Source organism: Pseudomonas sp. QC2, from assembly GCF_002859085.1.
GTDB classification, from domain to species: domain Bacteria; phylum Pseudomonadota; class Gammaproteobacteria; order Pseudomonadales; family Pseudomonadaceae; genus Aquipseudomonas; species Aquipseudomonas petroselini.
This window is the reverse complement of record NZ_PKKS01000020.1, coordinates 1-5,623: the sequence shown is the minus strand read 5'-3', so window position 1 is coordinate 5,623 and position 5,623 is coordinate 1. Positions and strand designations below refer to the sequence as shown.

Here is a 5,623-nt window from a genome sequence, read left to right as displayed (position 1 = left end):
GCAGTGTTGTTTGGCTCTATTAACGTTTCGATCCTCTCGGTCGAAAGCGGAGAAAAAGAGGTGTTGACAGCAGCGTGTAACGCTGTAGAATTCGCCTCCCGCTAACGAGAGATCGGAAGCGCAAGTGGTTGAAGTTGTTGAAGAAATCTTCGAAAACTTCTGAAAATAATCACTTGACAGCAAATGAGGCTGCTGTAGAATGCGCGCCTCGGTTGAGACGAAAGATCTTAACCAACCGCTCTTTAACAACTGAATCAAGCAATTCGTGTGGGTGCTTGTGGAGTCAGACTGATAGTCAACAAGATTATCAGCATCACAAGTTACTCCGCGAGAAATCAAAGATGTAACCAACGATTGCTGAGCCAAGTTTAGGGTTTCTTAAAAACCCAAAGATGTTTGAACTGAAGAGTTTGATCATGGCTCAGATTGAACGCTGGCGGCAGGCCTAACACATGCAAGTCGAGCGGTAGAGAGAAGCTTGCTTCTCTTGAGAGCGGCGGACGGGTGAGTAATGCCTAGGAATCTGCCTGGTAGTGGGGGATAACGTTCGGAAACGGACGCTAATACCGCATACGTCCTACGGGAGAAAGCAGGGGACCTTCGGGCCTTGCGCTATCAGATGAGCCTAGGTCGGATTAGCTAGTTGGTGAGGTAATGGCTCACCAAGGCGACGATCCGTAACTGGTCTGAGAGGATGATCAGTCACACTGGAACTGAGACACGGTCCAGACTCCTACGGGAGGCAGCAGTGGGGAATATTGGACAATGGGCGAAAGCCTGATCCAGCCATGCCGCGTGTGTGAAGAAGGTCTTCGGATTGTAAAGCACTTTAAGTTGGGAGGAAGGGCAGTTACCTAATACGTGATTGTTTTGACGTTACCGACAGAATAAGCACCGGCTAACTCTGTGCCAGCAGCCGCGGTAATACAGAGGGTGCAAGCGTTAATCGGAATTACTGGGCGTAAAGCGCGCGTAGGTGGTTTGTTAAGTTGGATGTGAAATCCCCGGGCTCAACCTGGGAACTGCATTCAAAACTGACTGACTAGAGTATGGTAGAGGGTGGTGGAATTTCCTGTGTAGCGGTGAAATGCGTAGATATAGGAAGGAACACCAGTGGCGAAGGCGACCACCTGGACTGATACTGACACTGAGGTGCGAAAGCGTGGGGAGCAAACAGGATTAGATACCCTGGTAGTCCACGCCGTAAACGATGTCAACTAGCCGTTGGGAGCCTTGAGCTCTTAGTGGCGCAGCTAACGCATTAAGTTGACCGCCTGGGGAGTACGGCCGCAAGGTTAAAACTCAAATGAATTGACGGGGGCCCGCACAAGCGGTGGAGCATGTGGTTTAATTCGAAGCAACGCGAAGAACCTTACCAGGCCTTGACATCCAATGAACTTTCTAGAGATAGATTGGTGCCTTCGGGAGCATTGAGACAGGTGCTGCATGGCTGTCGTCAGCTCGTGTCGTGAGATGTTGGGTTAAGTCCCGTAACGAGCGCAACCCTTGTCCTTAGTTACCAGCACGTAATGGTGGGCACTCTAAGGAGACTGCCGGTGACAAACCGGAGGAAGGTGGGGATGACGTCAAGTCATCATGGCCCTTACGGCCTGGGCTACACACGTGCTACAATGGTCGGTACAGAGGGTTGCCAAGCCGCGAGGTGGAGCTAATCCCATAAAACCGATCGTAGTCCGGATCGCAGTCTGCAACTCGACTGCGTGAAGTCGGAATCGCTAGTAATCGCGAATCAGAATGTCGCGGTGAATACGTTCCCGGGCCTTGTACACACCGCCCGTCACACCATGGGAGTGGGTTGCACCAGAAGTAGCTAGTCTAACCTTCGGGAGGACGGTTACCACGGTGTGATTCATGACTGGGGTGAAGTCGTAACAAGGTAGCCGTAGGGGAACCTGCGGCTGGATCACCTCCTTAATCGACGACATCAGCTGCTCCATAAGTTCCCACACGAATTGCTTGATTCATTGAAGAAGACGATAAGAAGCAGCCCGAAATTGGGTCTGTAGCTCAGTTGGTTAGAGCGCACCCCTGATAAGGGTGAGGTCGGCAGTTCGAATCTGCCCAGACCCACCAATTTTGTGTGGGAAACGCCTGTAGAAATACGGGGCCATAGCTCAGCTGGGAGAGCGCCTGCCTTGCACGCAGGAGGTCAACGGTTCGATCCCGTTTGGCTCCACCACTACTGCTTCTGAAAGTTTTGAAAGCTTAGAAATGAGCATTCCACCAAGACGGTGATGAATGTTGATTTCTAGTCTTTGATTAGATCGTTCTTTAAAAATTTGGGTATGTGATAGAAAGATAGACTGAACGTTACTTTCACTGGTAACGGATCAGGCTAAGGTAAAATTTGTGAGTTCTCTTAATTGAGAAATTCGAATTTTCGGCGAATGTTGTCTTCACAGTATAACCAGATTGCTTGGGGTTATATGGTCAAGTGAAGAAGCGCATACGGTGGATGCCTTGGCAGTCAGAGGCGATGAAAGACGTGGTAGCCTGCGAAAAGCTTCGGGGAGTCGGCAAACAGACTTTGATCCGGAGATGTCTGAATGGGGGAACCCAGCCATCATAAGATGGTTATCTTAAGCTGAATACATAGGCTTAAGAGGCGAACCAGGGGAACTGAAACATCTAAGTACCCTGAGGAAAAGAAATCAACCGAGATTCCCTTAGTAGTGGCGAGCGAACGGGGACTAGCCCTTAAGTGGCTTTGAGATTAGCGGAACGCTCTGGAAAGTGCGGCCATAGTGGGTGATAGCCCTGTACGCGAAAATCTCTTAGTCATGAAATCGAGTAGGACGGAGCACGAGAAACTTTGTCTGAATATGGGGGGACCATCCTCCAAGGCTAAATACTACTGACTGACCGATAGTGAACTAGTACCGTGAGGGAAAGGCGAAAAGAACCCCGGAGAGGGGAGTGAAATAGATCCTGAAACCGTATGCGTACAAGCAGTGGGAGCCCACTTTGTTGGGTGACTGCGTACCTTTTGTATAATGGGTCAGCGACTTATTTTCAGTGGCGAGCTTAACCGAATAGGGGAGGCGTAGCGAAAGCGAGTCTTAATAGGGCGTCTAGTCGCTGGGAATAGACCCGAAACCGGGCGATCTATCCATGGGCAGGTTGAAGGTTGGGTAACACTAACTGGAGGACCGAACCGACTACCGTTGAAAAGTTAGCGGATGACCTGTGGATCGGAGTGAAAGGCTAATCAAGCTCGGAGATAGCTGGTTCTCCTCGAAAGCTATTTAGGTAGCGCCTCATGTATCACTGTAGGGGGTAGAGCACTGTTTCGGCTAGGGGGTCATCCCGACTTACCAAACCGATGCAAACTCCGAATACCTACAAGTGCCGAGCATGGGAGACACACGGCGGGTGCTAACGTCCGTCGTGAAAAGGGAAACAACCCAGACCGTCAGCTAAGGTCCCAAAGTTATGGTTAAGTGGGAAACGATGTGGGAAGGCTTAGACAGCTAGGAGGTTGGCTTAGAAGCAGCCACCCTTTAAAGAAAGCGTAATAGCTCACTAGTCGAGTCGGCCTGCGCGGAAGATGTAACGGGGCTCAAACCATACACCGAAGCTACGGGTATCACGTAAGTGATGCGGTAGAGGAGCGTTCTGTAAGCCTGTGAAGGTGAGTTGAGAAGCTTGCTGGAGGTATCAGAAGTGCGAATGCTGACATGAGTAACGACAATGGGTGTGAAAAACACCCACGCCGAAAGACCAAGGTTTCCTGCGCAACGTTAATCGACGCAGGGTTAGTCGGTCCCTAAGGCGAGGCTGAAAAGCGTAGTCGATGGAAAACAGGTTAATATTCCTGTACTTCTGGTTATTGCGATGGAGGGACGGAGAAGGCTAGGCCAGCTTGGCGTTGGTTGTCCAAGTTTAAGGTGGTAGGCTGAGATCTTAGGTAAATCCGGGATCTTAAGGCCGAGAGCTGATGACGAGTTACCTTTTAGGTAACGAAGTGGTTGATGCCATGCTTCCAAGAAAAGCTTCTAAGCTTCAGGTAACCAGGAACCGTACCCCAAACCGACACAGGTGGTTGGGTAGAGAATACCAAGGCGCTTGAGAGAACTCGGGTGAAGGAACTAGGCAAAATGGCACCGTAACTTCGGGAGAAGGTGCGCCGGTGAGGGTGAAGGACTTGCTCCGTAAGCTCATGCCGGTCGAAGATACCAGGCCGCTGCGACTGTTTATTAAAAACACAGCACTCTGCAAACACGAAAGTGGACGTATAGGGTGTGACGCCTGCCCGGTGCCGGAAGGTTAATTGATGGGGTTAGCTAACGCGAAGCTCTTGATCGAAGCCCCGGTAAACGGCGGCCGTAACTATAACGGTCCTAAGGTAGCGAAATTCCTTGTCGGGTAAGTTCCGACCTGCACGAATGGCGTAACGATGGCGGCGCTGTCTCCACCCGAGACTCAGTGAAATTGAAATCGCTGTGAAGATGCAGTGTATCCGCGGCTAGACGGAAAGACCCCGTGAACCTTTACTATAGCTTTGCACTGGACTTTGAATTTGCTTGTGTAGGATAGGTGGGAGGCTTTGAAGCGTGGACGCCAGTCTGCGTGGAGCCAACCTTGAAATACCACCCTGGCAACTTTGAGGTTCTAACTCAGGTCCGTTATCCGGATCGAGGACAGTGTATGGTGGGTAGTTTGACTGGGGCGGTCTCCTCCTAAAGAGTAACGGAGGAGTACGAAGGTGCGCTCAGACCGGTCGGAAATCGGTCGTAGAGTATAAAGGCAAAAGCGCGCTTGACTGCGAGACAGACACGTCGAGCAGGTACGAAAGTAGGTCTTAGTGATCCGGTGGTTCTGTATGGAAGGGCCATCGCTCAACGGATAAAAGGTACTCCGGGGATAACAGGCTGATACCGCCCAAGAGTTCATATCGACGGCGGTGTTTGGCACCTCGATGTCGGCTCATCACATCCTGGGGCTGAAGCCGGTCCCAAGGGTATGGCTGTTCGCCATTTAAAGTGGTACGCGAGCTGGGTTTAGAACGTCGTGAGACAGTTCGGTCCCTATCTGCCGTGGACGTTTGAGATTTGAGAGGGGCTGCTCCTAGTACGAGAGGACCGGAGTGGACGAACCTCTGGTGTTCCGGTTGTCACGCCAGTGGCATTGCCGGGTAGCTATGTTCGGAATAGATAACCGCTGAAAGCATCTAAGCGGGAAACTAGCCTCAAGATGAGATCTCACTGGAACCTTGAGTTCCCTGAAGGGCCGTCGAAGACTACGACGTTGATAGGTTGGGTGTGTAAGCGCTGTGAGGCGTTGAGCTAACCAATACTAATTGCCCGTGAGGCTTGACCATATAACACCCAAGCAATTTGACTACTCTAACGAGCATCAGATTGCGGTGTGTGAAGACGAAATGAACCGAAAGTTCGACGCTCACAAAACACCGAAAGCTATCACATACCCAATTTGCTGAAGCGAGGCCAGCTGGCCACGACTCAGTACCCGAATTTCTTGACGACCATAGAGCATTGGAACCACCTGATCCCATCCCGAACTCAGAAGTGAAACGATGCATCGCCGATGGTAGTGTGGGGTTTCCCCATGTGAGAGTAGGTCATCGTCAAGATTAAATTCC

The 5,623-nt window shown here is 51.0% G+C and carries 2 tRNA genes and 3 rRNA genes; all 5 read left to right on the top strand.

From position 1 onward, the window contains the following. Positions 1-398: 398 nt before the first annotated feature. The 5 genes from QCBJ_RS19115 (at position 399) to rrf (ending at position 5,614) form a co-directional block, all read left to right on the top strand. Positions 399-1,935, top strand: a 16S ribosomal RNA gene (locus tag QCBJ_RS19115). A gap of 82 nt (positions 1,936-2,017) precedes the next feature. Further along, positions 2,018-2,094: transfer RNA gene (locus QCBJ_RS19110), tRNA-Ile, on the top strand. A gap of 30 nt (positions 2,095-2,124) precedes the next feature. Next, positions 2,125-2,200: transfer RNA gene (locus tag QCBJ_RS19105), tRNA-Ala, on the top strand. 249 nt (positions 2,201-2,449) lie between these two features. Next, positions 2,450-5,341, top strand: a 23S ribosomal RNA gene (locus tag QCBJ_RS19100). 157 nt (positions 5,342-5,498) lie between these two features. After that, positions 5,499-5,614 (top strand): 5S ribosomal RNA (gene rrf / locus QCBJ_RS19095). The 16S, 23S and 5S rRNA genes sit together here with 2 tRNA genes alongside, the layout of an rRNA operon. Positions 5,615-5,623: the final 9 nt, after the last annotated feature.